A 25414-nucleotide genomic window follows, 5' to 3' on the forward strand; every position below is an offset into this window, starting at 1 on the left:
CCTCGACGCGGCGCGACTCACTGCGGTGGCGTCGCGCCCAACGTGTTCCACATCTTTTTGCTGAGCTTCTGCCGATTGGCATAACCCGCCCACGGGTCGTCCTTCAAACCCTGCAGCCGCTGTTGCAGGTTGGCGACCGTCCACTGCTGGGCGCCGCGCAATCCCTTCAACTCCTCGCGACTGACCGGCACCGACACCGGCAGGCCGGGGCGTGCGCGCACCGAATAGGCCGCCACCGTACTGGCACCGCGCACGTTACGCAGGTAATCGATGAAGATCTTGCCCTGTCGATTCTTCGGCCCTGAGGTGGCGGTGAAGCGTTCCGGCAGGCGTTGGGTCATGCACTGGGCGATCGCTTTGGCGAAGGCTTTCACGGTGGCCCAATCATCGCGGCGCGCCAGCGGGATGATCAGGTGCAGGCCTTTGCCGCCGCTGGTCTTGACGAAGGCTTGCAGGCCCAACTCGTCGAGCTCCGACAAGGTCAACTGCGCCGCCTTCAGCATGGCATTCCACGGCAGGGCCGGATCGGGGTCGAGGTCAAGGACGAACAGGTCCGGGGTTTCGATCTTGTCCGAGGTGGCGCCCCAGGTGTGCAGCTCGACGGTGCCCATCTGCACCGCACCGATCAGGGCGGCGAGGCTGTCGATTTGCATCAGGCACGCATGCTCCGGGTCCAGGCGCTGGTCCAGTTGCCTGATATGGGGAATCGCCAGGTGCTCCGAGTGTTTCTGGAAGAACTGTTCGCCGTCGATGCCCTCTGGCGCCCTCAGCAAGGACACGGGGCGGTGACGCAGGAAGGGAAGCAGCCATTCGCTGATGCTCTGGTAAAACTGCGCCAGTTGCAGCTTGCGGGTGCCGCTGGCCAGATCGATGATGCGCTCGGGGTGGGTGATCTGCACACCGGCTAGCGTGACGCACGCGGCGCTCTTTTGCGGCGCGGATGTAGGCCTGGCGTTCCCCACGCAGGCACCGCTGAGCACGCTTTGGGGCTGGGCTTCGGTGATGTCGTAGTCGCTGGCCGGGCGGGCGTGCCGGTCCTTTTCTTTGATCAGCAGCGACTGTTCCGATTCCACGTTTTCGATCTTGCCTGCTTTGGCCTTCTTCATAACCAGAACCCTGATGTTGTCTTGAGTAAAGGCGGTGTTCCGTTGACGCCCAGGGCCCGGCGAAAGTTTCGGCGGGCGGATGCGCAGACAGAACCTGTTACACCTGATGAGAAACTATTTAGTTACCAAAGCCGAACCCAAAGCGTAGCGTGGTATCGAAAGCACGTACTCCTCGTCCCAAGAGGCTTTGTCATGATCACCTGTGTGCGACATCTTGCAGCGTTGGCGCTAGGCCTGGCACTCGCAGCCGGCGTTCAGGCGCAAAACCTGCCCGGCAACAGCAACTCGAACAATAGCCCGATCCACCGGGCCAATCCCAACAGTATGCAGGGCACCCAGCCCAATGCGCCGGCAGTTCGCGGCATCCAGACCGGGCCGACCACGCGCACGCCGACCCTGGAAAACGGCGGCATCGGTAATCGCTATCCGCAACGCGAGGCTGTTCCCAGTCGCCCCGCGACCGAAACCAAAGCCCCCACGGTTGACGCCAACGGCAATCGCCGGCCTTGAGTGCCGGTAAGGACCCCGTCTTATGTTTCTACGCAAAACCCTGCTCGCCGCGTGTTGTGCAAGCACCTTATTGTCGCTGACGACGGTGTATGCCGCCGAGGCCCAGCAATTTCCCAGTGAACAAGGCAGTATCAGCGCCACGCCGATCGCCAAAGGCCTGGATCACCCGTGGGCTGTGGCGTTTTTGCCGGACAAACAAGGCTTTCTCGTCACCGAACGTCCCGGCCACCTGCGGGTCGTTAGCCCGGACGGCAAGTTGTCTGCGCCGCTGACCGGTGTGCCGCAGGTCTGGGCCAAGGGCCAGGGTGGATTGCTCGATGTGGCGCTGTCGCCGGACTTCAAGCAGGACCGCCTGGTGTACCTGTCGTATGCCGAAGGTGGCGGTCAGGGCGGCACGGCCGGCACCGCGGTTGGCCGCGGGCGGTTGGCGGATGACCTGAGCGGTTTGCGCGACTTCAAGGTGATCCTGCGCCAGGAGCCCAAGCTCTCCACCGGCAATCATTTCGGCTCGCGTCTGGCCTTTGATCGCGACGGCTACCTGTTCGTCACCCTGGGTGAAAACAACGACCGGCCCACCGCCCAGGACCTGGACAAGCTGCAAGGCAAGGTTGTGCGGATCTACCCGGACGGCCGCGTGCCGGATGACAACCCCTTTGTCGGCCAGCCGGGCGTGCGCCCCGAAATCTGGTCCTACGGCCAGCGCAACCCGCAGGGCCTGGCGCTGAACCCGTGGAGCGGTACGCTCTGGGAAAACGAGCACGGGCCGCGTGGCGGCGACGAAATCAACATCATCGAGCGCGGCAAGAACTACGGCTGGCCCTTGGCGACCCACGGTATCAATTATTCGCTGATGCCGATCCCCGAGGCCAAAGGCGAGGCGGTGGAAGGCACCGTGGCGCCACACCACGTGTGGGAGAAATCCCCGGCTATCAGTGGCATGGCGTTCTACGATGCAGACCGCTTCAAGGCGTGGCAGCACAATCTGTTCATTGGCGCACTGGCCAGCCAGGAGCTGATTCGCCTGCAGTTCGATGGCGACAAGGCGATCCATGAAGAACGCTTGCTGGGCGGTTTGAATGCGCGGATTCGCGACGTGCGGCAGGGGCCGGATGGCTTTTTGTATGTGTTGACCGATGAGGATGATGGGGTGTTGTACCGAGTGGGCCTGAACCAGGATTGAGCAATAAGCCGCAAACTTCACGCTTGCGGCTACAGGCTAGAGTCCCAACTCCGACAGCCCCGGATGATCATCCGGGCGCCGCCCCAGCGGCCAGTGGAACTTGCGCTCGCTGTCCTTGATCGGCATGTCGTTGATGCAGGCAAAGCGGTTGGCCATCAAGCCGTGCTCGTCGAACTCCCAGTTTTCATTGCCGTAGGAACGGAACCAGTTGCCCGAGTCGTCGTGCCACTCATAGGCATAGCGCACCGCGATGCGGTTATCGCCGAACGCCCACAGTTCCTTGATCAACCGGTAATCCAACTCCTTGGCCCATTTGCGGCTGAGGAAGTCTTTGGCTTGTTCGCGGTTGTAGGCGAATTCGGCACGGTTGCGCCATTTGGTGTCCAGAGTGTAGGCCAGGGACACCCGATGCGGGTCGCGGGAGTTCCAGCCGTCTTCGGCCAGGCGGACTTTTTCGATGGCCGACTCGCGCGTAAACGGCGGCAGGGGCGGGCGTGTTTCTGCAGGGGATGACATTGGGCAGCTCCTTAAAGCAATAAAGGTTGATCGAAAGTGCGAGGCCTGTGGGTTTAAAGTCCCAATAACGTTCGTGCCGTGGATTGCGCCGTATCCGCCGCGGTTGCGTCGCCCGTCACCAGCGCCACGGTAATCGCGCCATCGATCAGGATCAGCAGTTGCGCGGCCTGCTGTTGCGGCTCGGGCGTGCCGTGGGCTTGACACAGTTCGAGCAGGTACTCGAAGAGTGTGTGTTTATGCGCCTTCGCCAGCAGGCGTACCGGGGCTTGCGGGTCGCCGGTTTCGCCGCTGGTATTGATGAACGCGCAGCCGCGAAAGTCCGCCGAACCGAACCAAGCCTTGAGCGCGCTGAACAGTGCGAGCAGGCGCTCGCCGCTGTCGTCACAGCGTTCCACCTCGGTGCGCAGCCAGTGCATCCAGCGCGCGTCGCGACGTTGCAGGGCAGCGATCACCAGTTCGTCCTTATTGGCGAAATAGCGGTAGATGCTTTTTCTGGAAACACCGGCGGTTTTGACCAGGAAGTCCATGCCCGTGGCGGCGATGCCGTGGCGATAGATCAGCTTCTCGGTGACGTCAAGGATAATGTCTCGGGTAATATCGTTCATGTACTGGATAGTAGAACGATCGTTCTTCTTTCGCAACGAAGTTTTTCACTGACTGGCAACGAGACCTGAGCACCCCCATGGTGTAAGCTCTGGGCCTCTTCGGATTCGACCCATTGCGAGCCTTATGCCGTCGTTCTTCAAACGTTCCCTGTTGCCCAAACTGCGCGGTTTCCCACTCTCCACCGAGGCGATTGAGGTGCTTTCCGGCGCCGCTGCGTTTCGCCGTTGCCTGCTGGAGAAAATTCCCCAGGCCACCCGGCGTATCTACATCGTCGCGCTGTACTTGCAGCAGGACGAGGCGGGGCAGGAGATCTACGACGCCTTGCACGCGGCCAAGGCGGCACGCCCGGAGCTGGACATCGTGGTGGTGGTCGATTGGCTGCGCGCTCAGCGCGGGTTGATCGGTGCCGGCAAACAGCCGGGCAACAGCGCCTGGTACCAGGCCATGACCCAAAGCCATGCCACTGAGGTGCCGGTGTACGGCGTGCCGGTGCAGACCCGCGAACTGTTCGGCGTATTGCACCTCAAGGGCTTTGTGATCGATGACAGCGTGTTGTACAGCGGCGCCAGCCTGAACAACGTGTATTTGCACAAGTTCGACAAGTACCGCTTTGACCGTTACCACCTGATCCACAGCGCACCGCTGGCGGATTCGATGCAACACCTGGTGGAGCACGGGCTGATGGCATCCAAGGCGGTGCATCGCCTCGACTTGCCCAACCCGCCGACCACCCGCAGCCTGCGCAATGATATCGGCGACCTGCGCAGTCGCCTCAAGCACGCCGCCTACGACACCACGACCGGCCAGTTGCCCAACGGCCACCTGTCGGTCAGCCCCTTGCTCGGTGTCGGTAAGAACAACCCCTTGAGCCGGGTGATCCTCGAACTGATCGCCAGCGCCCAGCATCAACTGACCATTTGCACGCCGTACTTCAACCTGCCGCTGCCCGTGACCCGGGAAATCAACCGCGCCCTGGTGCGCGGGGTGAAGATCGACATCATTGTCGGCGACAAGACGGCCAACGACTTCTACATCCCGCCCAGCGAGCCGTTCAAAGTGATCGCGGCCTTGCCGTACCTCTACGAAATCAGCCTGCGCCGCTTCGCCAAGCGCCATCAGCGGATGATCGACAGCGGCCAGTTGAACCTGCATCTGTGGCATGACGGCGACAACACCTACCACCTCAAAGGCATGTGGGTCGACCAGCGTTATACCTTGCTGACCGGCAACAACCTCAACCCGCGCGCGTTCCGCCTTGACCTGGAAAACGCTTTGTTGATCGATGACCCCAAGAGCGAGTGGCTGGAGCCCAGGCGCACGGAACTGGCGCAGATTTTCCAGCACACCACGCGCATCGACGGTTATCAGCAGTTGCAGACCCTGGTGGATTACCCGCAAGCGGTCGGCAAATTCCTGCGTCGCGTCAGCCGGGTGCGGATTGAGCGGTTGCTGTATCGCATTCTGTAACACGGGCATCGCGCAACGAACTCTCTTGCTGCCTTCAAAGCCCTGAGAGTTCGCCTACACGCAGCGCGGGCCTATGTGGGTATGTTTTCTCTCGACAGTTCTTAAGGACAAGAACTCTTACCGATCACTGGTAGAGAGGAACTAGAAATGTCGCACGTCTCCCCAATGCTTCATGCCCATCCACCAATTCCGCCAGCGCTGAGCGCCGCGCCGACGCCGATTGGCAGCCCCATCCCCGACACGGTTGTGCGCAAACGGCGCGCGGCGGCGCCCGATCTACCTGACGGCGCGGCGCCGCGGTGGACCTTGCAGCCGGCGCCGGCAACATCGGCGGATGCCGATCGTCAGTTACACACTGCGTTGAGCACCTCGGCGTTGCGTCAGCTACCGGACTCGACCGTCCAGATTCCCCATGGCGCCGCGATTCGTCCAGGCTTCGAGGCCCTGCGCAGTGCCTTCAATACCGACGAGGTACGGGCCTGGGTCGCGAGCAAAGGGCTGGCCATGGATACCGTGGTGGTCAAACCCGACTCGATCAGTGGCTGGGTCGTCGACAACGGCGTCGCGACACAAAAGACCTTCACCGTGAACGACACCTCCGGCTGGTGGCAGGTCAGCGCCAGGCTGCGCGCCGCCGCTGTCGCCCTGGATGTGGCCGGCAACGGGCTTGCGTATGTGCATCCCGAGGGCGAAGGCTTGTCTCGCAACGCGGTCTTGCAGTGGTACGGCGTCACCCCGCCGAACACTGCCGATGAACTGGGAGCGGTGCGCCAGGCACTTTCGACGGCGGACGGGTCAGCCTTGTCGGCGCAGGAAAAAGGGCGTCTGGAACAACGCACCCTGACCGCCAGAAAAGCCATCGACGTCATGGATGAGCGTGTGCATCTGGCGCACCGTTTGAGTGAACTCGTGCGCCACCTATCCGATGAGGACGAGGTGCTGCTGGCCGGCGTGCAAACGCCGATCAGCCATACCTCGTCGCTGGCGATTGACGGCGCCGACCAGGCTGCGATCAGCGAGGTGCTGGCGTCCCATGGGTTGCCGGTGCCGAAGACGGCGCGGGAGGTGCGCAACCTTCTGCGCTGGCTCGACGCCGCGCTGCCGCCGGCGCCGGCGCTGGGGGATTACGCACAACTGATCGCGCGTCAGTGGGCCCCTGGAGTCTTGTCCGACGCCGACAAACGCCTCGTGGCGGAGTTGAGCGATGACGATACTCCTGGCAACAAGCCTGCGGTGAACCTGCTGCGTGTCCTGGATGTTCGCGGCGTGCTTGCTCTTAACAGCGCAGGCACCTTGCGCGCCGAGGCTGATCGCTTCCTCGAACAGGTCCTGAACAGCCCCGTGGCGTTGGACTGGGGTCGGGCGGTGGCGCGTAATCGCCAGTTCCAGGGGGCGTCCGGCAGCGATCAACTCTCGACGCTCGAAGCCAAGCAGTGGGTGCTGGCGGCCATCATGCTGCAAATCGATCCCGACGCACCAGGGCGTCCGGGAACCATTGCCGGTTATGACATCTACCAACCTGCCAACAATGGGCGGACGCTGGCCTCGGTACGCACGGATATCGAGACGCACCTGTGGAAAAAAACTTCACTGGACCCCAAGGTCGCGCCCCTGTTGGCCCACCTGTTTCTGGCCGCTGCCGCCCCTGAGTTTCTGATTCGGGATGTTCCCTCCACGCTGCGCATGGGGTCTGCCGAATGGGCGGATCTGCGCCTGGGCGTGACCTTTGCCGAACGTCAAGGCGGCGCAGGCAGCTCGCGGGCGATGAGTTACCCAGAAATCATGGCGCTGGCCCGGCTGGATGCGCGCACTGCGGACGAGGCGGCAGTGCTGGATAACCACGGTGTCGACGTGTTGCTGGACTGGGGCTTGATGCAGGGGATCTACGCCAAGACCGCAGACGGTCGCTACACACCGCAGCACTACCAGCAGGCCAGTGAAGCCTTTCAGGCCCAGCGCGAGCAACTCCTGCAGGCTCTGCTGGCGTTCAAGGCGCCGCTGCCGACCCGCCGGGATCAGGCGGTCGCGAACCTGCAGAAGGTGTTCCCGGAACTCAGCGTGGCCCAGTTGCAAGCGTTGCAGGTCTATATTGCGGACCCGGACGAGCGCCGCAACATGAAGGTCTCGGAACCCAAGACCCGTTCGCTGATCGAGACCTATATGACAGGGGATCTGGTCAAGGACCGCTGGATGCTGCTGGAGGCTGGCACGCCCGGCGGCACTGGCGCCGCAAGAACGCCCTTTTCAAACACACGCCCAAGTCGCGCCGAACAAGCTGCCATCGTAAAGAACGTGCGCGCCTTGAACGCCAGGATCAGCCGCTTGCCCAGTCTGCCGGGGCAAGTGGCGAGCGAAGTCGACAGCTATCTGGAGAACCTCAAGCAAGGCTTGGGCACCACCACCAAACGGTTGATCGCCAACTTGCCGCTGGCGGACCGCCAGGCCTTGGAGTATGGCGCCGTCGAGCTGTTTGCCCTGCGCGAACAGGTTGACGGGGTGCCCACGCTGGACCAGACATCTGCGCAAGTCGAAGCGCGACGAGGGCGCAAAGGCACGCTGATCCGCTGTGACTACAACGGGATGATCAGCTACTTTGAAGTGTTCCCGGCCAAGATGCTGATCGTTAAGCGCACGGATTTACCGGACCAACTGGCACTGGGCGGCACCCTCGAAGAGACGCAGCGTACCTATGGCCGTTGGGCGCCTTCGACGGTTCGGTTGCAAAATGGCGCAGTGGAACCGTTCGACTTCACGGCCTACACCTCCGACGCCTTGCCCCGATCAGACGTATCGTCCCCCGGCATCATTATCGAAAAGCTGGGTGACACCTTGCCGGCCGCCGCCCCGTCCGCCGATGGCAGCGTCCAGGCGGCGGTGCCCAACAGCTTTGCGTCGCCCCGCAGCCAAGCGATTGTCGAGCGGATCATGCAGGGCAATTTCATTCATCACCGCGACAGTGTGCTCAAGTATGCCCAGGGCCAATTGCCTCTTGAGCAACAGCGGGAAGTGTCGCAACGCAACGACAGCATTTTGCTGAGCATGATTCCGTTTGTCGGGGCCATCGTGGACCTGGCCAAGGGCAATATCATCGAGGGCACGCGGGGCCTGTTGATCGATACGGTCGGTGCATTTCTAGGCGGCGCGGGCGCGGCGGTGCGTTCGTTGGTCAAATCCACAAAGGCTGTCGCGCCCTTTGGTGCCAAGGCTTTCCGTGTGCTGGAAAAGGGCGTGAGCGTGGTCAGCGCGTTTTTGAATCCGATAGATGGCGCTGCCGATCTGTTGGTCAACAGTGCAAAAGGCGTGCTCGCCTTGCCTGGCGTGTTGAGCCGGGTGCCCAATGTGTCGGCGTTCGCGAACATGCTCGCGGCGCAGGAAAAGTTGCGCGCATTCTTCGGCGTACAGGTGGCAATAGATCGCGCGGTAGCGACCCACGATGGCTCTCAGCAGGCCGCAGCTCACAATGGACACAACCATGCTGTGCCCGTTCGAGCGGTACAGGTGGGCGGGCGTTGGTACGCAGTCAACCCTGAGAGCGGCTTGCCGATCGGTACGCCGTTGGATGGGTACCGACCGTTGAACGAGACCTAGAGGGCTCAGTTCAAACCCAGTTTGCCGCGCAGGGTCGACAGGTCTTCAGCCAGGGTATTGACCGGGCCAACCAAGGCTTTGCGGTCGTTTTCCTTGACCTTGTCGTAGGTCTGGAAGCCGCCGTCCGCCGTCTTGTACTTGGCCAGGACCTTATCCACGCTGGCGAAGTTCTTGTCGACCTTGGCCAGGAAGGCCTTGTCCTGTTTCTCGATCTGGCCGCGGAACAGATCGACGATTTTCTTCGCGCCGTCGATGTTGCCCTGGAAGTCATACAGGTCAGTGTGGCTGTAGCGGTCTTCCTCGCCGGAGATCTTGGTGGCGGCGACTTCTTCGAGCAGGGCTGCGGCGCCGCCCACGACTTTTTCCGGCGGGAAGGTCAGGCCGGCCACGCGCGTCTGCAGGTCCTTGACGTTGTTGTTCAGGCCGTCGGCCAAGGCGTCGAGGCCGTGGGTGGTGTTCTCGGCGAACAGGCTGTACTCGATGCGGTGAAAACCGGTGAAGTCATCGGCCTTCACGCCTTTTTCGTGGTCGTCGACACGCGAATCGATGGCCGCATCGAGGTCGCTGAACAGCTCGGCGATCGGCTCGATGGCCTCATAATGTACGCGGGTCGGCGCATACAGCTGCTTGGCGGTGGCCAGGTCGCCTTTTTTCACCGCGTCGGTGAACGCCTGGGTCTGGGTCGCCAGCTCAGCGATTTGCTCGGTGACGTAGATCTTGTAGTCCGACACCGGGCCTACCAGGTCCAGCGGCGCTGTGGCGGCGAAGGCCGCCAGGGGCGAGAGGGTGATTAACAACGACAGCGCGAGAGTCGACTTCTTCATGGGACGGTTTCCGCTTTAAGTGTTGGCAGGAGGTTGAACGTGCGTTGCAGCAAGTAGCGTGCGCCCGATGAAATCCTTCGGTCCCGTCGCCCCCGGCAAGGTGAAGAAATACCCGCCACCGACTGGCTTGAGGTACTCCTCCAGGGGCTCACCGTTGAGCCGGGTTTGTACGCTGATAAAACCTTTCTCCAGGTCAGCCTGGTAGCAGATAAACAGCAGCCCCATGTCCAACTGACCGTTTTTGTTGACGCCGTTGGAGTAGTTGAACGGCCGACGCAGGATCAGGTTGGCCTGGGTCTGCGGGGTGCGCGGGTTGGCCAGGCGGATATGGGCATCGAGCTTGGTCAGCTTGCCTTGCGGGTCTGTGCTGTAATCGGGGACTTGGGCTTCGTGCTGGCCACCCATGGGCGCGCCGGTGGGCTTGACGCGGCCGATGATGCTTTGCTGTTCCTGCAGCGGTGTGCGGTCCCAACGCTCGACAAAATTGCGAATGATCCGCACCGCCTGGTAGCTGCCATTGGCGGCCCAGGCCGGCTCGTCGCTGCCGGGCTGCACCCAGACAATCTGGTCCATGGTCTTGGCGTCGTTGGAATTCGGGTTGGCCGAGCCGTCACGAAAGCCCAGGAAGTTGCGCGCACTCTGCGCAGGCTCGCCGGGGCGGGCGGGCGCCTGCGGCGGCACGCTGCCTTCCTGCTTCCAGCGCACCAGCAGCAGGTCGGGCAGGTTCTTCACGATGTCGCGCAGGGCGTGGATATTGGTGTCCGGGGTGTTGGAGCAAAATTGCAGGCTCAGGTCGCCGTGGCACTGCGCCGCTTCCAAGGCATCGTTGGGGAAACCGAGCATGCGGATCAGGCGCTTGGGTTTGGCGGCGCTGAGACCGAAACGCTCATCGAACAGCGATTCGCCGACCGATACAGTGATGGTCAGGTTATCCGGCGTGACCACCGGGCCGAGGATGCCCGAATCGGTGGGCGGCAGTTTCGGGTCGACCTGCGGCACGCTGCCGCCCGTCATCAGGAAGCTGATGCGTTCGTTGAGGGTGCGGAACAACCGCTCCAAGTCCTCGCGATCACTGGCCAGGACATCAAAGGCCACCAGCATGCCGCAGGCCGGACGCGGGGTGACGATGCCGCTTTGGTGCTTGCCGAAAAAATCGTGATGGTCCTGGGTTTTGTCGCTACGCGGGGCGGTGGTCACTTGCTCGGCGGCAGCGGCCATGGCCGGGCAGCTCAAGGTGCTGCCGGCAATCGCGGCGCCGGTGGCGGCCATGCCCAGCAGGACGCGGCGGCGTTGAAGGTCTAACGGGTGTGAATCACTCATGTGTGCGCTCGTCTTTACTGCAGGCCGGAGAGGCCAAGGGCGGGGTCGATTCCATCGAGTGCAGCGGCCAGTGCCTTGGCCTTGTCGGCGATCTGCTGGCGCTGATCGGCGGTAACGCTGTCGTAGCGGCTGAATTGGCCGTCGACTTTCAAACCATTGAGCTGCGTCTCGAACGCTGCAAGGGCCGTGTCGATGTTCGGCAACAGGTCGGCGGCGGACTTGCTCAGCAGCGGACGCATCAGGTCCACGACCTTGCGCGCAGCGTCCAGGTTGGCGGCGAAACCGTTCAGGTCGATATGGCTGTAGCGTTCTTCTTCACCACTGGCGGCGCGCACGTCGGCCAGGCTGTTGAGGTTGCGCACCACGATGCTCACCAGTTGCTCCGGTGGCAGCGACTGCGCCAGCAACTGCTGCTTGAGATTGCTGACGTCGTTCACCAGGCGCTGCGCCAGCGGGGCCAGGCCATCGAGGCTGCGTTGCTGGAACAGGCTGTATTCGAGGCGGTGGAAGCCGCTGAAGGCTGGGTCCTGCTCACGCTTTTCGAAATAATCGGCGCGGGCGTTGATCGCGTTATCCAGTTCCGCCAGGCGTTGCGACGCTGCGGCGAGACGCTGGTAAGCCTCGCGGGCCGGCACGTACAGCGCCTGGGCCTGGGCCAGATCACCGGCGTCGATCGCTTGCTGCAAGGCGGTCACGGCCTTGATCAGTGCGCTGGCCTGGCTGCTCAGGTACACGCGAAATTCCGACAGCGGACCGATAAACGCCACCATCGACGGCTTGGCCTTGGCTTGGGCATCGGATTCAGCCGTGGGTGTCACATGCAGGGTGCCGCGCGGGTTGCTTAACAGGCCGCAGGTGATTGCATAGTCGCCGGGCAACAGCTTGGCATTGATCACCTGGCTCAGGCCCGGCGCGATGTTTTCGCGCTCTTCGAGCACCAGCACGCCGTCGAGGATTTCCCATTCCACCGCGCGCTCGGAGCGGTTGATGATGCGAAAGCTCGCGCGCCCGGCTGGAACGCTCAGCACGTTGGGTTCGCAGGCGTGGCCATGAATGGTCACAACGATTTCATCGTGATGGGTCTGGCGCTTGGCTGCGGCCATCTGCGAGGCGTAGTAGAACAGGCCACCGGCGGCGATCATCACGACCACCGAGCCGGCCACCGCCCAACGCAAGGCGCGGGGCGGCGAGGCCGGTTGAGGAGTTGGGTTGGACAAGAGACAGTCCTTACGGGTGAGAAACGGAAGAGGGCGCGGCCACCGGCTTGGCGGGCGCTGCGGGCAGGAAGAACATCACCAGGGCCACCACCAGGTAGATCAGGTAGGCACCCAGGGCGCTGACGGTCGGCGCGTCCTGATAGCCGAACATCCCGGCCAGCACCGAACCTACCGGGCCGTCCATCGGCAACGTGGCGCTGACATCGAACAGCACGCTTTGCAGGTGGTTCCACACGCCGGCTTCGTGCAGGGCCTGCACGGAATTGGCGAGGATGCCGGCGGCCACCACCAGGATGAACAGGCCGGTCCAGCGGAAAAACGCGCCGAGGTTCAGGCGCATGCTGCCGCTGTAGATCAGGAACCCGACGATGATTGCCAGCACCAGGCCGAGCAGGGCACCCAGCGGGGCGCCGGGGCCTTCACTCTGCTGGAACACCGCCAACAGGAAGAACACGGTTTCCAGGCCTTCGCGGGCCACGGCGAAAAACACCATCAGGATCAGTGCGGCGACCTGATGCCGCGAGCCGGCCAGGGCATGGTCGAGGGATTCGTGCAGTGAATGCTTGATCGACCGCGCGACCTTGCGCATCCAGAACACCATGGAACTGAGAATGCCCACGGCGACCAGGCCGACCACGCCTTCAAACAATTCCTGCTGTTTTTGCGGGAATTCGGCACTCATCAGTTCCAGGCCGCCGCCGACCAACAGGGCCAGGGCGGCGGCAAGGAAGACACCGATCCACACGGCAGGCATCCACTGGCCACGGCCGGTTTGTTGCAAGTAACTGGCAATGATGCCAACGATCAGTGCGGCTTCAATGCCTTCGCGCAACATAATGAGAAAGGGAACAAGCATTCGGCACCGAAGGGTAACTAGACAGGAAGCGAATTTGTAACATAATGATACTCATTGCTAAACAAGAAACATTAGCCTTTGCTGAACGGCGGCTGAACGGTGGTGGCAAAGCTCAAGCGCCCTTATGATGCACGCCACCTTTTGTGCCGTTGGATTGCCCTACAGCCATGTCGGAAAAAGACACCATCTCCATCCATCTCGTGCGCGAAGCGCTGTTGCAGAGCTGCGCGCCAGGGGCGGCGACCATTGAGGCGTTGAGCAAGGTGGGCATTGCTCCCGAGCTGCTGCTGCAGCCCGGCGCACGTGTCTCGGCCACGACCTACGCGCGGCTGTGGCGCTTGTTGGCGCGGCGCCTGGACGATGAGTTTTTTGGCATGGACCCGCGCCCGCTCAAGTCTGGCAGCCTGGCGTTTCTGTGTCGGGTGGCCATGGCCCAACCGACGGTGGCGGCCGGGCTGGAAACCGGTTTGGCGTTCCTGTCATTGATGTTCGAGCATCTGCCTGCCCAACTGGTGCGCCAGCAAAGCCTGGCAGAAATCGTGCTGCTCGAAACCGAGCCCGATCCGCGCCGAGCGTTCAGCTATTTCACTTACTGGATGATCGTCCACGGCGTTGCCTGTTGGCTGGCGGGACGGCGTATACCGATCCTGGCCATCGAACTGCGCTGCCCACAGCCGGATTTTTGTGACGATTACCGGGTGATGTTCTCCGACAACCTGCGTTTTGACCGGCCGCGCACCCGCATGATTTTCTCCGCCGATTGCCTCGATCTACCGATCAAGCGCAGTGCCGAAGAACTCAAGCGTTTCCTGGGGCATGCGCCGGCCAACATCCTGGTCAAATACCGCGACCCCGACAGCCTGGCCACGCGCATCAAGCACGACCTGCGCCAGATGCCGCCCGACACCTGGCCGGAAACCGACGGCCTGGCCGCCCGCCTGTGCATCTCCGCCTCGACCCTGCGCCGCCGCCTGGCGGAAGAGGGGCAAACGTATCAGGGGCTCAAGGACAGCGTGCGCAAAGAGTTGGCGATTGTCTGGCTGGCCGAACCGCAGATCAGCTTTGCCGAAATCGCTACGCGACTGGGATTTGCCGATGCCAGTTCGTTTTATAAGGCGTTTCGTAAATGGGTCGGGTCGAATCCGGGGCATTATCGTAGTTTGATTTTGAACGAGACAAATCGCCTGTGATGGAGTGGGTGTACGGGATAAAGAGCCAAACTCAGGCACGCTCCTCTATCGAGAGATCGCTGCGGGAAGAATTAACAAAAAATGCCAGTGCATTGATTGCATGATTGGCTGCGAACATGCCTTGAACATATTCGGGGATGCCTTGTGACCGCTTCACGTTGGGATGGCTTTCAAGAAACGAAAGGTAATCTTCCAGCTTTTCGTTAAATAAGGCGATTGCATTGTATTTTACGTCAGTTTCAGCTTGCTGGCCGTTGGCATCAAAAGCATCCAGGCCAGATATGAACATATGAAACGCCTCGCCATCAATTACGTCGTTTTCATAAAGCCGTCTGCCGACTTTTTTTAGTTCGTTGGTGGTGATCGATGTCATGTCGTAGTCTTTCAAAAATGTTTTCAGATCATCAATCGACTCTTGTTTTCGAAGCTTCAACGTGTCCGAAGCTTTTGACTCTTCCGTTATCGTGAATTTATTGACAACCTGTTCCGGGTTCTTTATCTGGAACGGGTTAGACGCTTTGGTGTACCTCATTTGTTCCGCAGTCAATAAAACGGCCATAGTGAAATCCTCCATTAGTCGAAACGTACACTTTTATATCGGGCCACTCGTGTACCTACTTTAAAAAAGTGCCGTGACCGAAAGGGCCGTGGGGCAAAAAACTGGCTGGCTGCGACCAGCCAAAGAAACTTTTTACATCATCTGGTGCTGGTGACGCTTCGCATCAGTTGCGTTACCGCAGTCATATTATTTAACGAAATTAGTCCATTGGAATAGCTGTTAGGAAGTGTCTGACAGCTATTGGTAGGCGAGAGGAAGTCCATTTCCCAAATTGAACGACGATGCGCGAATTCACCGGGTAAATCCGCGACAGCGCTTGGGCCTTTGATTAGATTGCGACGTCATCTTCATGCAATAAGGAATGCACGTATGGCAAGCAATACGCCCACATCAACCGGCTCCCTTCGCCCACTGCTGCTGAGAGGTTTTTAATGTCTCAGCCCTATGCGTTCATCAATGATTGGCAACAAACCTCAGTTGAACTCAAGGCAAGATTGCGCTTGAGCCAGCACGCCGAAGCCAAGTTCGACATGCTCAATACCCATATCCGAAACGTCGTGGTACTGCCGGGGCAGTTGGTCATCATCGGTGATGACTCCACGGCGTTGTGCAAGCCGGAAGAGCATCTGCTGATGCAATCCGCCTGGCGTATACGCCACAGCGTGATGGCCGAAGGGGGAGATGCCTTTGCCTTGCAAAACTATGACCTGCTGCAGAAACTGCTGGGCTACACCTCGCTTGGGGTCGGTACGGCGGGGGACGCTTGGAATCGCCACTTGAAGGCGATCGTCAAAACCCTGGAAGAAATCGATGCCCTGCATAAACAGGCGTTGCGCCGAGGCGGTGGCGCAGCGCGGGATGAGTTTTTGGCGCGTCGCCAAACGCTGTTCGCCAAACTGGAAGCACAACTGCGCGGGTTCGCCCGTTACGGCACGGGTTTGCGGAATGAAGGTTCGATCAAGAAAATGCTCGGTATTTCCACCAAGAGTTATCTGCATACCGGGGAGATCAGTCGATATGCCGAGAGGATTGCGCGTATTTCCAGGGTGGCGAAAGTGCTCAAGGCTGGGACGCCGTTGGGGATTGCTTTGAGCGCTGCGTCCACTGCGCTGGAAATTAAGGAAGCCTGTTCCACGGGGAGGGAAGAGCAGTGCAGGAAGGCGAAATATGTGGAAGTGAGCAAGCTAGGAGGAGGGATTTTGGGAGGAGTGGCAGGTGGGGCTCTGGCGACAGCATTATGTGTCGTCGTACTGGTCCCTACAACTGGGCCTGTATCATTGAGTTGCCTGTTGATCGCGGGTGGGACCTTAGGCGCGGTTGGGGGCGTTCATGGGAGTGAGTTCGGTGAGTACGTAGGGGAGAAGATTTATGAATATTGACTACTGGCTCAATCTTCCTATTAAGTTTTGGTTTAGTGCGAGCATTCTGTTTGTTGCCCTTAGCATCAATGTAGTCGGCATTTTTCTGATGTATCGACGATTGGATGAAATGGAGGAGCGTTTAAACAAATGCAGTCTTATCATTTTTCACAAACAGTTTTGGGGCAATTCTGCGCGAGGAAGGATGGTTCGACTGTGTGCCGTCACTGCGGCGGTTGCGATGCCGGGGTGGAACATAAAGCGCGGTGTAGTGGATCGACAGCAAGTTCAGGATTTTCCTCGCGGTCTCAAGCGCTTGTTTCAGGGAACCCTGCTTGTTGGAGTGCTTTTTTTAATTAGCGCCACCGCTGACATCTTGTATAAGTGGCTATATCAGTAACTGTGTCCAAAAAACCGTGACCAAACGGACCACGCGGCTAACCATTGGCTGGGTGCGACCAACCAAAGGAACTCTTTACATCATTTGGCACTGGCGGGGGGAGCCGCAGGCACGGTTGGGGGCGTTTATGGGAGTGAACTCGGTGAGTACGTAGGACGGAAAATTTATGAATATTGACTACTGGCTCAATCTTCCTCTTAAGTTCTGGTTTAGTGTGAGCGTTCTGTTTGTAGTCCTTAGCATCAATGTAGTCGGCATTTTCCTGATGTATCGACGATTGGATGAAATGGAGGATCGTTTAAATAAATGCAGCCTTGTCACTTCTAACAAACAGTTCTGGGGCGATTCGATACGAGGAAGAATGATTCGGCTGTGTGCCGTCACCTCAGCGGTTGTTATGCCGTGGTGGAACATAAAGCGCGGTACTGTGGATCGGCAGCAAGTTCAGGATTTTCCTCGCGGTCTCAAGCGCTTGCTTCAGGGAAAGATCCTTGGGGAAGTACTTTTTATGACGTTCGCCATATCCAACATATTTTATAAATGGCTAACACGCTGATCAGCGACACAAAAAAAGCCCCATGACCAAACGGACCACGGGGCTAAAAATTGGCTGGATGCGACCAACCAAAGGAGCTCTTTACATCACTTGGCCGTAGCGACCACCGTATCCGGCTGCCAACCGCCACCCAGCGCCTTGTAGATCGCAACAATCCCGCGATACAGATCGACCTCGGCCTGGGCCTGGGAGTCTTCGGCGGCCAGGCGTTCGCGTTGGGCGTCGAGCAGCACGAGGAAGTCCACGGTGCCTTCGCGGTAGCGGATCGCGGCGAGGTCGGCGGCGGCGCGGCTGGATTCGCTTTGGCGGATCAGCGAGACCAGGCGTTGCTGACGCTTGCCGTAGTCGCTGAAGGCGTTCTCGGATTCTTCCAACGCGAGCAACACTTGCTGCTCGTAGTTGGCCAGGGCGCCATCGGCCTCGGCATCGGCGCCGCGCAAGCGTGCACGCACGCTGCCCAGGTCAAACGCGGCCCAGGTGATGCTCGGGCCAAGGGCCCAGGCATTCGCCGCGGATGAACCGATCTGCGAACCGCGCCCGGCGGTGAAGCCGAGGAAGCCGCTGAGGCTGACCCGGGGGAACAGGTCGGCCTTGGCCACGCCGATGCGTGCGGTCGCGGATGCCAGTTTGCGTTCGGCACTCAGAATGTCCGGGCGCCGTTGCAGCAGTTGCCCCGGATCGCCGATCGGCAGCGCCTTGGCAATCGCCGGCAAGTCTTTCGGGCTCAGGTCCACGCTCAGCTTGTCGGGGCGCTGGCCGAGGAGGGTGGCGATGCGGTTGCGCTCGCGCACTTGTTCGGCCTGCAGTTGCGGCACGCTGGCTTCCACCGCCGCGAGGCGGGCGTCGGCACGCTCCACGTCGAGTTGGTCACCCACGCCGGCATCACGCAGGCTGACGGTGATGGTCCGCGATTCCTGCTGGTTCTTCAGGTTGTCCAGGGCGATGCGCTCACGCAGTTGCGCGCCGCGCAGTTGACCGTAGGCGTCCACCAGTTCGGCAATCATCGTGACCTGCAGTTGGTACAGGTCGGCTTCGGCGGCCTGCTGGTCGGCGTCGCTGGCTTCCAGGTTGCGCTGGATGCGGCCGAACAGGTCCAGCTCCCAGGCCATGTCCAGGCCCAGGTCATAACGCTCGCTGTTGACGCGCTGGGTGGTCTGGCCAGGGATTTGCCCCTTGGCCAGGTCACTGCTGGCGCGGCTGGTGATGGTCGGCATTGCGTCGTTGCTGGCGTCATCGCGGATCGCCCGTGCGGCCCGCAGGCGGGCAAACGCCACACGCAGGTCGCGGTTACCGCTCAGCGACTGGGTCACCAACTGGTTCAGAGTCGGGTCGTCGAACTGCTGCCACCAGATGCCTTCGAATTTCCCGTGGTCGTATTTTTTGGCATCGGCGGCAGCCGTGATATTGGCCGCCTCCGGGGTCTGGGTTGTGTAGTCCGGGCCTACGGCACAGGCGCTCAGCGCCAGGACCAGCAAGCTCGGCAGAAAGACTTTCACACTCATTGCTGTGTCTCCAGCTTCAAGGCTTTGGCCGCTTTGCGCGCGTCCTGGCGCTCGACATAGCGACGGATCAGTACGTAGAACACTGGCGTCAGCAACAGACCGAAGAAGGTCACCCCGATCATCCCGGAGAACACCGCCACGCCCATGGCATGCCGCATCTCGGCACCGGCACCGCTGGACAGCACCAGAGGCACCACACCCATGATGAAGGCGAACGAGGTCATCAGGATCGGCCGCAGCCGCAGACGGCAGGCTTCCAGCACCGCGGCGAGCGGGTCGAGGCCTTCCTGCTGTTTATCCTTGGCGAACTCGACGATCAGAATCGCGTTCTTACAGGCCAGGCCCACCAGCACGATCAGGCCGATCTGGGTGAAGATGTTGTTGTCGCCGCCGGAGATGATCACCCCGGTGATGGCCGACAGCAGCGTCATCGGTACGATCAGGATCACCGCCAACGGCAGGCTCCAGCTTTCGTATTGGGCGGCCAGTACCAGGAACGCCAGCAACACGCAGAGCGGGAACACAAACAGCGCGGTATTGCCCGAGAGGATTTGCTGATACGTCAGGTCGGTCCACTCGTAGGTCATGCCGTTGGGCAGTTCATCCTTCAACAGTTTTTCAATCGCGGCCTGGGCCTGGCCGGAGCTGTAGCCCGGCGCGGCGTTGCCGTTGATTTCTGCGGTGATGAAGCCGTTGTAGTGCATCACGCGGTCCGGGCCCGAGGTGTCGCTGACCTTGATGAAGGTCGCCAGCGGGATCATCTCGCCTTTGTTGTTGCGCACTTTCAACTGGCCGATCTGGTCTTCATCCAGACGGAACTGTTGTTCCGCCTGCACGTTGACCTGGTAGGTGCGGCCGAAGCGGTTGAAGTCGTTGGCATACAACGAACCCAGGTAGATCTGCAGGGTGTCGAAAATGTCGCTGATCGCCACGCCGTGGGTCTTGGCCTTTTCGCGGTCGATGGCGGCATCGACCTGGGGCACGTTGACCGTGTAGCTGGTGAACAGGCCGAACAGTTCCGGCGTGGTGCGGCTCTTGGTGATGATGTTCTGCACTTCTTTGTACAGTTCTTCGTAACCCAGGTTGCCACGGTCTTCGATCTGCAGGCGGAACCCGCCGATGGTGCCCAGGCCCTGTACCGGCGGCGGTGGGAAGATCGCCATGTAGGCTTCCTGGATGTCGCTGTACTTGCCGTTCAGCGCACCGGCAATCGCACCGGCGGACATGCTCGGGTCTTTACGCTCGTCGAACGGTTTGAGGGTCACGAACACGATGCCGCTGTTCGGGCTGTTGGTGAACCCGTTGATCGACAGGCCCGGGAAGGCCACGGCGCTTTCCACGCCCGGCTGTTTCAGGGCGATGTCGGACATGCGCTTGATCACGTCTTCGGTGCGGTCCAGGCTCGCGGCGTCCGGCAATTGGGCGAAAGCCACCAGGTATTGCTTGTCCTGGGCCGGTACGAAACCGGTCGGAGTGTGGGCAAACCCGAACCACGTCAGCACCATCAGGCCGGCGTACAGGAACAGCGCGATGCCGCTGCCGCGAATCACCCGGCGCACGGTGCCGACGTAGCCATGGCTGGCTTTTTCGAAGAAGCGGTTGAACGGCCGGAACAACCAGCCCCCCAACAGCTTGTCGAGCACCTTGGAGAAGCGATCCTTCGGCGCGTCATGGCTGCGCAGCAACACGGCGGCCAGGGCAGGGGACAAGGTCAGCGAGTTGAAGGCCGAGATCACCGTCGAAATCGCAATGGTCAAGGCGAACTGCTTGTAGAACTGCCCGGTCAAGCCGCTGATAAAGGCCGCCGGAATGAACACCGCACACAGCACCAAGGCCGTGGCGATGATCGGCCCGGTCACTTCGCTCATGGCCTTTTCAGTCGCCTGGAACGGCGCCAGGCCCAGCTCGATGTTGCGCTCGACGTTCTCCACCACCACGATGGCGTCATCGACCACGATGCCGATGGCGAGTACCAGGCCGAACAATGACAGCGCGTTGAGCGAGAAGCCGAACAGGTGCATCACCGCAAACGTACCGATCAGCGAGACCGGCACCGCCACCAACGGAATGATCGAGGCGCGCCAGGTCTGCAGGAACAGGATCACCACCAGCACCACGAGGATCAGCGCTTCGAACAGGGTATGCACCACCGCTTCGATGGAGCCGCGCACGAAGATGGTCGGGTCGTAGACGATGCTGAAGTCCATGCCTTCGGGGAAGCTCTTCTTCAGCTCCGCCATCTTGTCGCGCACTTCGTTGGAGATCTGGATCGCGTTGGAACCCGGGCGTTGGAAGATCGGGATCGCCACGGCCGGCTGGTTGTTGAGCAACGAACGCAGGGCGTATTGGCTCGAACCCAGCTCGACCCGCGCAATGTCTTTGAGCCGCGTGATTTCACCGTTATCGCCGGAGCGAATGATGATGTTCTCGAACTCTTCTTCAGTGACCAGGCGACCCTGCGTGTTCACCGACAACTGGAAGCTGGTGGCATTCGGTGCAGGCGGCGCACCCAGCGCACCGGCGGCCACTTGACGGTTCTGCTCGCGAATCGCGGTCACCACATCGGTGGCGGTCAGGTTACGCGACGCGGTCTTGTTCGGGTCCAGCCAGACGCGCAGGGAGTAGTCGCCCATGCCGAACAGCTGCACATCACCCACACCGCCCAGGCGCGCCAACTCATCCTTGATATTGAGCAAGGCGTAGTTGGACAGGTAGAGCATGTCGTAGCGCTGATCCGGGGAGGTCAAGTGCACCACCATGGTCAGGTCGGGGGAGGCCTTGTCCACGGTGATACCGATGCGCGTCACTTCCTCGGGCAGCTTGGGTTGCGTGCGCGTCACACGGTTTTGCACCTGCACCTGCGCGTTGTCCAGGTCGGTGCCCAGGGCGAAGGTGATGGTCAGGGTCAGTTTGCCGTCGGCGGTCGACTGCGAGGACATGTACAGCATGTTCTCGACGCCGGTGATCGCTTGCTCCAGCGGCGCCGCCACGGTTTCACCGATGACTTTGGGGTTGGCGCCGGGGAAGTTGGCGCGCACCACCACGGTCGGCGGTACCACTTCCGGGTATTCGCTGATCGGCAGTTGGAACAGCGAGATCGCGCCGGCGATCAGGATCAACAGCGAGAGCACCGCTGCGAAGATCGGCCGCGAAATGAAGAACTTGGAAAAATTCATCTTGAGTCGTATCCCTTAACCGCGTGGAGTCGCGACGGCTGCGAGCTTGGGCGCGGTTTTTTCCGGCGCCACTTGCTCCAGGTTGCTGGCTTCAAGCGCTTGTCGTTGTTGGGCCAAGGCGGCGAGGGTTTCCTTGCTGGCCATCGGGATGGTTTCCGGGGCGACCGGCGCACCCGGGCGCACACGCTGCAGGCCCTTGACGATAATGGTGTCGTCCTTGTTCAGGCCGCTGCGCACGATGCGCAAACCTTCGATCTTCGGCCCCAGTTCCACCGAGCGGTAGGCTGGCTTGTCGCCTTCCATCACCAGCACGAACTTCTTGCCCAGGTCGGTGCCGACCGCTTCATCGTTGATCAGTACGGCGGAGTAGGTGCCGCTGCCGACCAGTTTCAGGCGGGCGTACAAGCCCGGGGTGTATTCGCCTTTGCTGTTATCGAACACCGCACGGCCACGGATGGTGCCGGTGGCCGGGTTGACCTGGTTGTCGACGAAGTTCATCTGGCCCAGGTGCGGGTTGCCGGTTTCATTCGACAGGCCCAGGTACACCGGGGTGGTCGCGCCACGGCGACCCTGGCGGGCGAGTTCGGTGTACTTGAGGTACACGCGCTCATCGGCGTCGAAGTAGGCGTAGACCTTGTCGGTGGAGACCAGGCTGGTCAGCGCGGTGACGTCGGCGGTGACCAGGTTGCCCGCGGTGATCTCGGCACGGCTGACACGGCCACTGATCGGCGCGGTGACACGGGTGAAGCTCAGGTTCAGCTTGGCCAGGTCCAACTGCGCCTGGATGCCGGCGACAGCGGCGCGGGCTTCCTGGGCGGCGGTGGTGCGCGAGTCGGCCAGTTCGGCGGAGATCGCATTGCTCTGGCGCAGGCGTTCGCCGCGTTGTGCTTCGTTATCGCTGCGGCTGGCAGCGGCTTTGGTCTGTTGCAGTTGGGCTTCGAGGCGGCGCACCTCGGCCTGGAACGGGCGCGGGTCGATCTGGAACAGCAGGTCGCCTTTCTTCACGAGGGCGCCTTCGATGAAGGCCACCTGATCGATCTGGCCGGACACCCGTGGACGGATCTGCACGGTTTCCGGTGCTTCCAGGCGACCGGTGAATTCGTCCCACTCGTTGACCGGTTGCTCAAGCACCTTGGCCACGCTGATTTTTGCAGGAGGCATGGCGGCCGCTTGGTCCGGGGTTTTGCCGCACGCGCTCATTACCGCCACGGCCAGAATCGCCAGGGGCAAGCGCAAGTGTTTGAGTTTCTGTTCCATGAGGTGCATCCGCCAATGTATTTGAGATGGGCGGATCATGCGCGGCGAGGTGCTAGGTCACGAATCGAATGAAGCAAAGATAACTATCATTCGGAATGATATATGCGCGGGATTAGCCCTCTAGTCTGCGGGTTTCATTAGGCAGCTATCAATATCCTTGATGACAAAGGTGTATTGCGCAGGCTGCCAGGAACGCCGCGATGCCTACGCGGTGTTGTCAGTCGCCAACCGTGCAACGATGCGTTCTATCAACATTCTCACCCGTTTGGGCTGAATGCGCGTGGACGGGTACACGATGTTCAGCGCGGTCCCGCCCAGGTCGTAATCCTCAAGCACCTCGACCAAGCGGCCAGCGTTGAGATCGGCGCGCACGTCCCACACCGACTTCAAGCAAATCCCATGGCCGGCCAGGCACCATTGGCGGATCAGCGCGCCGTCGTTCGCCACGCGGCGGCCACGCACCATGATCCGTTGGGTCTGCCCGTGTTGCTTGAACGTCCACTCCCGCGAAATATTGATGCCGAAGCGCATCACCAGGCACTCGTGCGCGGCCAGGTCCTCAGGGTGTTGCGGGGTGCCATGGCGTGCCAGGTACAGCGGCGAAGCACAGACCACGCGGCGGTTCTCGCCAATCAGGCGGGCATGCAGGGTGCTGTCGGCCAGCGCGCCGAAGCGCACGGCGAAGTCGATCCCCTGGCTGACGGGATCGACATAACCGTCGCTGAGGTTGAGGTCGATGCTGACTTGCGGGTGCTCCAGCATGAACTGCGCAAGGATCGGCTCGATGTATTGACGGCCGAAGTCTTGCGGGGCACTGAGGCGGATCGGTCCGCAAATTTGGTCGGTGCCCAGACGAATGCTGCTGTGCAGCTCATCGGCTTCTGCCAGCAGGCGGTGTGCGCCGTCGACCAGCAGGCGGCCTTCATCGGTGAGGTTGATCGCACGGGTCGTGCGGTTGAGCAGGCTGGCGCCATAAAAACTCTCTAGCTGCGCCAGCCGTTCCGACACGGAGGCCGGCGATAACCCCAGCTCTCTGCCGGCGGCAGACAGCCCACCTTTCTCGACGATCAATAAAAACAGCTCAAGGTTCTTCAGCAGCATTGTTCGGTTTTTCCGAAAGTGATTTTTGATTTCAGCTCAATTATCAAAATAAACCTAAAGGATTAGCGTTGCATCCGTGTTTATTCAACGGAGTTATCGTCATGTCATCTGTGAACCTGCAACGGCGTACTTTCCTGGCCCAGGCGGGGGCGGGCGCCGCGGTGTTGACCGCCGGATCGCTGCTCAGCACCGCCAACGCGAGCGCGGCGCAGACCGGGCAGGGCGGGGCGGCACCGGCGGCGGCGCGTCAGGCGAGGGGTGGTTTCTGGCCCGGCGACACGCGGCTTGTCGTCTCGATCTCCATGCAGTTCGAAGCCGGCGGGCAACCGCTGAAGGGCACCGACAGCCCGTTTCCCAAAGTGGACTTCCCGGACAGCGTGCCCGCCGACCCCGCCACCAATACCTGGTTCGCCTATGGCTACCGCGAAGGCATTCCCAGAATGCTCGACCTCTGGGATCGACATGGGGTGAAGGTCACCAGCCACATGATCGGCGATGCGGCGAAGCGTCATCCGCAGTTGGCCCGGGAGATCGTCGCGCGCGGTCACGAGGCGGCGGGCCATGGCCCGCGCTGGAGTTCGCAATTTGCCATGAGCCGCGATGAAGAACGCACGTTCCTGCGCCAGGCCGCGAGCATGGTGCAGGAGGTCACCGGCCAGCCAGTCAGCGGCTACAACTGCAATTGGTTGCGCCGTGGCCCCAATACCCTGGCGCTGCTGCAAGAGCTTGGCTACGTCTATCACATCGACGATGTGAGTCGCGACGAGCCGTTTATCGAGCAGGTCAACGGCAAGGACTTCGTGGTGGTTCCGTACACCTTGCGCAACAACGACATCGTCTTGATCGAAGGCCGTAACTACTCACCGTCGCAGTTCCTGGAGCAGGTGAAGCTGGACTTTGACCAGTTGTACGAAGAGGCCGGCAGCCGGCGCCGCATGATGTCGATCAGCGCCCACGACCGCATCAGCGGCACGCCGCAAATGGTCCGGGTCTGGGATGAGTTTTTACGCTATGCCAACAGCCACCCCGGCGTGGCGTTCATGCGCAAGGACGCTATCGCGCAGTACACCCTTAAAAGCCCGCTCAGCCTGCGGGAAAACGAGACCCTCTGAGCCCATCACCCAA

At 61.1% G+C, this 25414-nt stretch carries 20 protein-coding genes and 1 pseudogene; 9 read left to right on the plus strand and 12 right to left on the minus strand.

Going from position 1 to position 25414, the window contains the following annotated elements:
* Positions 1 to 17 precede the first annotated feature (17 nt).
* Positions 18 to 1034: pseudogene (gene ligD, locus J2Y83_RS12140) on the minus strand (DNA ligase D); the annotation flags it as partial.
* Positions 1035 to 1298: 264 nt separating this feature from the next.
* Here ligD and J2Y83_RS12145 point away from each other — a divergent pair.
* Both J2Y83_RS12145 and J2Y83_RS12150 read left to right on the plus strand, forming a co-directional pair.
* On the plus strand, positions 1299 to 1616 hold the full coding sequence (locus tag J2Y83_RS12145) for a hypothetical protein (RefSeq protein ID WP_253395463.1): 318 nt from the start codon (positions 1299 to 1301) through the stop codon (positions 1614 to 1616).
* Positions 1617 to 1638: 22 nt separating this feature from the next.
* Positions 1639 to 2796, plus strand: coding sequence for a PQQ-dependent sugar dehydrogenase (locus tag J2Y83_RS12150; protein ID WP_253395465.1), 1158 nt, complete (start codon positions 1639 to 1641; stop codon positions 2794 to 2796).
* A gap of 36 nt (positions 2797 to 2832) precedes the next feature.
* On the opposite strand, the gene J2Y83_RS12155 is transcribed toward J2Y83_RS12150, so the two are convergent.
* Both J2Y83_RS12155 and J2Y83_RS12160 read right to left on the minus strand, forming a co-directional pair.
* A complete protein-coding gene (locus J2Y83_RS12155; RefSeq protein WP_253395466.1) occupies positions 2833 to 3312 on the minus strand; it encodes a DUF1348 family protein in 480 nt (159 codons plus the stop codon).
* Positions 3313 to 3365: 53 nt separating this feature from the next.
* Positions 3366 to 3917, minus strand: a complete 552-nt coding sequence (locus J2Y83_RS12160) for a TetR/AcrR family transcriptional regulator (RefSeq protein WP_253395468.1) — start codon at positions 3915 to 3917, stop codon at positions 3366 to 3368.
* Positions 3918 to 4041: 124 nt separating this feature from the next.
* Between J2Y83_RS12160 and pssA the strand changes: the two genes are divergently transcribed.
* Complete coding sequence (pssA, locus tag J2Y83_RS12165) at positions 4042 to 5385, plus strand: CDP-diacylglycerol--serine O-phosphatidyltransferase (RefSeq protein ID WP_253395470.1); 1344 nt, start codon at positions 4042 to 4044, stop codon at positions 5383 to 5385.
* Between the two features lie 147 nt (positions 5386 to 5532).
* Complete coding sequence (locus J2Y83_RS12170; RefSeq protein WP_253395471.1) at positions 5533 to 8973, plus strand: hypothetical protein; 3441 nt, start codon at positions 5533 to 5535, stop codon at positions 8971 to 8973.
* 5 nt (positions 8974 to 8978) lie between these two features.
* Here J2Y83_RS12170 and efeO (J2Y83_RS12175) read toward each other — a convergent pair whose 3' ends face one another.
* The 4 genes from efeO (J2Y83_RS12175) to efeU are packed head-to-tail and all read right to left on the minus strand — an operon-like array spanning position 8979 to position 13190.
* Positions 8979 to 9797 (minus strand): iron uptake system protein EfeO, encoded by an 819-nt coding sequence (gene efeO / locus J2Y83_RS12175; protein ID WP_253395472.1) that lies wholly within the window; start codon positions 9795 to 9797, stop codon positions 8979 to 8981.
* Positions 9798 to 9812: 15 nt separating this feature from the next.
* Entirely contained in the window at positions 9813 to 11117 is a 1305-nt protein-coding gene (gene efeB / locus J2Y83_RS12180) for an iron uptake transporter deferrochelatase/peroxidase subunit (protein ID WP_253395474.1), read from the minus strand.
* Between the two features lie 14 nt (positions 11118 to 11131).
* A complete protein-coding gene (efeO, locus tag J2Y83_RS12185; protein ID WP_253395476.1) occupies positions 11132 to 12334 on the minus strand; it encodes an iron uptake system protein EfeO in 1203 nt (400 codons plus the stop codon).
* A gap of 10 nt (positions 12335 to 12344) precedes the next feature.
* The gene (gene efeU, locus J2Y83_RS12190; protein WP_253395478.1) at positions 12345 to 13190 is read right to left on the minus strand and encodes an iron uptake transporter permease EfeU; all 846 of its coding nucleotides are present in this window, start codon (positions 13188 to 13190) and stop codon (positions 12345 to 12347) included.
* 167 nt (positions 13191 to 13357) lie between these two features.
* On the opposite strand from efeU, the gene J2Y83_RS12195 reads away from it, so the two are divergent.
* A complete protein-coding gene (locus J2Y83_RS12195) occupies positions 13358 to 14380 on the plus strand; it encodes an AraC family transcriptional regulator (protein ID WP_253395480.1) in 1023 nt (340 codons plus the stop codon).
* A 31-nt stretch (positions 14381 to 14411) separates the two neighbouring features.
* On the opposite strand, the gene J2Y83_RS12200 is transcribed toward J2Y83_RS12195, so the two are convergent.
* On the minus strand, positions 14412 to 14939 hold the full coding sequence (locus J2Y83_RS12200) for a hypothetical protein (RefSeq protein WP_253395482.1): 528 nt from the start codon (positions 14937 to 14939) through the stop codon (positions 14412 to 14414).
* A 431-nt stretch (positions 14940 to 15370) separates the two neighbouring features.
* Between J2Y83_RS12200 and J2Y83_RS12205 the strand changes: the two genes are divergently transcribed.
* The 3 genes from J2Y83_RS12205 (at position 15371) to J2Y83_RS12215 (ending at position 17253) form a co-directional block, all read left to right on the plus strand.
* Positions 15371 to 16318 (plus strand): hypothetical protein, encoded by a 948-nt coding sequence (locus J2Y83_RS12205; protein ID WP_253395484.1) that lies wholly within the window; start codon positions 15371 to 15373, stop codon positions 16316 to 16318.
* A complete protein-coding gene (locus J2Y83_RS12210) occupies positions 16308 to 16697 on the plus strand; it encodes a hypothetical protein (RefSeq protein ID WP_253395486.1) in 390 nt (129 codons plus the stop codon). Before J2Y83_RS12205 ends, J2Y83_RS12210 begins: the two co-directional genes overlap by 11 nt.
* 166 nt (positions 16698 to 16863) lie before the next feature.
* Positions 16864 to 17253 (plus strand): hypothetical protein, encoded by a 390-nt coding sequence (locus J2Y83_RS12215; protein WP_253395488.1) that lies wholly within the window; start codon positions 16864 to 16866, stop codon positions 17251 to 17253.
* An 86-nt stretch (positions 17254 to 17339) separates the two neighbouring features.
* Here J2Y83_RS12215 and J2Y83_RS12220 read toward each other — a convergent pair whose 3' ends face one another.
* The 4 genes from J2Y83_RS12220 to J2Y83_RS12235 form a co-directional block, all read right to left on the minus strand.
* Positions 17340 to 18755, minus strand: a complete 1416-nt coding sequence (locus J2Y83_RS12220; protein WP_253395491.1) for an efflux transporter outer membrane subunit — start codon at positions 18753 to 18755, stop codon at positions 17340 to 17342.
* Positions 18752 to 21931, minus strand: a complete 3180-nt coding sequence (locus J2Y83_RS12225; protein ID WP_253395493.1) for an efflux RND transporter permease subunit — start codon at positions 21929 to 21931, stop codon at positions 18752 to 18754. Before J2Y83_RS12225 ends, J2Y83_RS12220 begins: the two co-directional genes overlap by 4 nt.
* Before the next feature lie 15 nt (positions 21932 to 21946).
* Positions 21947 to 23188: a multidrug efflux RND transporter periplasmic adaptor subunit MexE gene (mexE, locus tag J2Y83_RS12230; protein ID WP_253395495.1), complete on the minus strand. Its 1242-nt coding sequence runs from the start codon at positions 23186 to 23188 to the stop codon at positions 21947 to 21949.
* A 204-nt stretch (positions 23189 to 23392) separates the two neighbouring features.
* A complete protein-coding gene (locus J2Y83_RS12235) occupies positions 23393 to 24289 on the minus strand; it encodes a LysR family transcriptional regulator (RefSeq protein WP_253395497.1) in 897 nt (298 codons plus the stop codon).
* A gap of 101 nt (positions 24290 to 24390) precedes the next feature.
* Between J2Y83_RS12235 and J2Y83_RS12240 the strand changes: the two genes are divergently transcribed.
* On the plus strand, positions 24391 to 25401 hold the full coding sequence (locus tag J2Y83_RS12240; RefSeq protein ID WP_253395499.1) for a polysaccharide deacetylase family protein: 1011 nt from the start codon (positions 24391 to 24393) through the stop codon (positions 25399 to 25401).
* Positions 25402 to 25414 lie beyond the last annotated feature (13 nt).

Source organism: Pseudomonas marginalis (genome assembly GCF_024169655.1).
GTDB lineage: Bacteria > Pseudomonadota > Gammaproteobacteria > Pseudomonadales > Pseudomonadaceae > Aquipseudomonas > Aquipseudomonas paraveronii.

What these genes read in the sequence shown, in the direction of transcription:
- J2Y83_RS12240 (WP_253395499.1), top strand. Translation starts at nt 24,391, where the DNA reads ATGTCATCTGTGAACCTGCAACGGCGTACTTTCCTGGCCCAGGCGGGG.
- J2Y83_RS12155 (WP_253395466.1), bottom strand. Translation starts at nt 3,312, where the DNA reads ATGTCATCCCCTGCAGAAACACGCCCGCCCCTGCCGCCGTTTACGCGC.
- mexE (WP_253395495.1), bottom strand. Translation starts at nt 23,188, where the DNA reads ATGGAACAGAAACTCAAACACTTGCGCTTGCCCCTGGCGATTCTGGCC.
- efeU (WP_253395478.1), bottom strand. Translation starts at nt 13,190, where the DNA reads ATGCTTGTTCCCTTTCTCATTATGTTGCGCGAAGGCATTGAAGCCGCA.
- J2Y83_RS12225 (WP_253395493.1), bottom strand. Translation starts at nt 21,931, where the DNA reads ATGAATTTTTCCAAGTTCTTCATTTCGCGGCCGATCTTCGCAGCGGTG.
- efeO (WP_253395472.1), bottom strand. Translation starts at nt 9,797, where the DNA reads ATGAAGAAGTCGACTCTCGCGCTGTCGTTGTTAATCACCCTCTCGCCC.
- J2Y83_RS12150 (WP_253395465.1), top strand. Translation starts at nt 1,639, where the DNA reads ATGTTTCTACGCAAAACCCTGCTCGCCGCGTGTTGTGCAAGCACCTTA.
- J2Y83_RS12170 (WP_253395471.1), top strand. Translation starts at nt 5,533, where the DNA reads ATGTCGCACGTCTCCCCAATGCTTCATGCCCATCCACCAATTCCGCCA.
- J2Y83_RS12220 (WP_253395491.1), bottom strand. Translation starts at nt 18,755, where the DNA reads ATGAGTGTGAAAGTCTTTCTGCCGAGCTTGCTGGTCCTGGCGCTGAGC.
- efeB (WP_253395474.1), bottom strand. Translation starts at nt 11,117, where the DNA reads ATGAGTGATTCACACCCGTTAGACCTTCAACGCCGCCGCGTCCTGCTG.
- J2Y83_RS12200 (WP_253395482.1), bottom strand. Translation starts at nt 14,939, where the DNA reads ATGGCCGTTTTATTGACTGCGGAACAAATGAGGTACACCAAAGCGTCT.
- J2Y83_RS12210 (WP_253395486.1), top strand. Translation starts at nt 16,308, where the DNA reads ATGAATATTGACTACTGGCTCAATCTTCCTATTAAGTTTTGGTTTAGT.
- J2Y83_RS12215 (WP_253395488.1), top strand. Translation starts at nt 16,864, where the DNA reads ATGAATATTGACTACTGGCTCAATCTTCCTCTTAAGTTCTGGTTTAGT.
- J2Y83_RS12195 (WP_253395480.1), top strand. Translation starts at nt 13,358, where the DNA reads ATGTCGGAAAAAGACACCATCTCCATCCATCTCGTGCGCGAAGCGCTG.
- J2Y83_RS12205 (WP_253395484.1), top strand. Translation starts at nt 15,371, where the DNA reads ATGTCTCAGCCCTATGCGTTCATCAATGATTGGCAACAAACCTCAGTT.
- J2Y83_RS12235 (WP_253395497.1), bottom strand. Translation starts at nt 24,289, where the DNA reads ATGCTGCTGAAGAACCTTGAGCTGTTTTTATTGATCGTCGAGAAAGGT.
- J2Y83_RS12145 (WP_253395463.1), top strand. Translation starts at nt 1,299, where the DNA reads ATGATCACCTGTGTGCGACATCTTGCAGCGTTGGCGCTAGGCCTGGCA.
- J2Y83_RS12160 (WP_253395468.1), bottom strand. Translation starts at nt 3,917, where the DNA reads ATGAACGATATTACCCGAGACATTATCCTTGACGTCACCGAGAAGCTG.
- pssA (WP_253395470.1), top strand. Translation starts at nt 4,042, where the DNA reads ATGCCGTCGTTCTTCAAACGTTCCCTGTTGCCCAAACTGCGCGGTTTC.